The organism is Geobacillus sp. ZGt-1 (assembly GCF_001026865.1).
GTDB lineage: Bacteria > Bacillota > Bacilli > Bacillales > Anoxybacillaceae > Geobacillus > Geobacillus thermoleovorans.
The window spans coordinates 1-1,145 of record NZ_LDPD01000154.1 but is presented as its reverse complement, the minus strand read 5'-3'; the positions used below and the strand labels follow the sequence as shown (position 1 = coordinate 1,145).

The 1,145-nt window shown below is 48.9% G+C and carries 2 protein-coding genes; both read left to right on the top strand.

Going from position 1 to position 1,145, the window contains the following annotated elements; translation table 11 throughout:
- On the top strand, nt 1-528 hold a 528-nt coding region (locus VU18_RS16230), incomplete at its 5' end, for a Nif3-like dinuclear metal center hexameric protein (protein ID WP_047758544.1).
- A gap of 29 nt (nt 529-557) precedes the next feature.
- The coding region (locus VU18_RS16225) for an SGNH/GDSL hydrolase family protein (RefSeq protein ID WP_047758543.1) at nt 558-1,145 on the top strand (588 nt) is incomplete at its 3' end.

Below are 1,145 nucleotides of genomic sequence, written 5' to 3'. Positions count from 1 at the left end.
ATCTGCGAGTCGGGCATTGCAATCTATCGCTTTCATGATTATTGGCATCGACATCAACCGGATGGCATCATGGTCGGTTTCATTCGCGCTTTGGAGTGGGAGTCATATGTTTCTAAATATTTGCCGACCGCTGCGATTGTAGCGATTCCCCGCATGACGGCAAAGGAAGTGGCTGAATATGCGAAGGAAATGTTGAGCATTCCATTTGTACGTATCGCCGGAGATTTATCTGCGCCATGCACCCGCATTGGAATATTGGTGGGGTATCGAGGCGGCGGGGCATTGTCGATTCCATTGTTTGAACAGGAACATCTCGATGCGATTATGTATGGAGAGGGGCCTGAATGGGAGACGCCGGAATATATTCGGGATGCCGTGTACCAAGGAAGACAAAAGGCGTTGATTGTACTGGGACATGCGGAAAGCGAAGAGCCAGGCATGAAGTATTTGGCCGAATGGCTAGGGGAGCAGTTTCCGGATATCCCCGTCCATTTTCTTCGAGAGCGACCGATTTTTCAGGTGATTTGAATAGGACTTCAAGGGAGGAAAAGAGGAGAATGAAAATCGGCTCTGGCGAAAAATTGCTCTTTATTGGTGATTCGATCACTGATTGCGGCCGCGCTCGGCCGGAGGGGGAAGGATCATTCGGAGCGTTGGGCACGGGATATGTCGCTTATGCGGATGGTCTCTTGCAAGCGGTTTACCCCGAACTAGGCATTCGCGTCGTCAATAAAGGTGTCAGCGGCAATACGGTGCGGGATTTGAAAGCAAGATGGAAAGAAGATGTCATCGACCAAAAGCCAGACTGGGTATCGATCATGATCGGTATTAACGATGTTTGGCGGCAATATGATTTGCCGTTCATGAAAGAAAAACATGTATACTTGGATGAATATGAAGCGATGCTCCGCAGCCTTGTGCTCGAGACGAAGCCGCTTGTGAAAGGAATCATTTTGATGACACCGTTTTATATCGAAGGAAATGAACAGGATCCCATGCGCCGAACAATGGATCAATATGGCCGTGTTGTCAAGCAAATTGCGGAAGAAACAAACAGTTTATTCGTCGATACCCAAGCAGCTTTCAATGAAGTATTAAAGACGCTTTACCCGGCTGCGCTCGCTTGGGATCGGGTTCACCCGTCC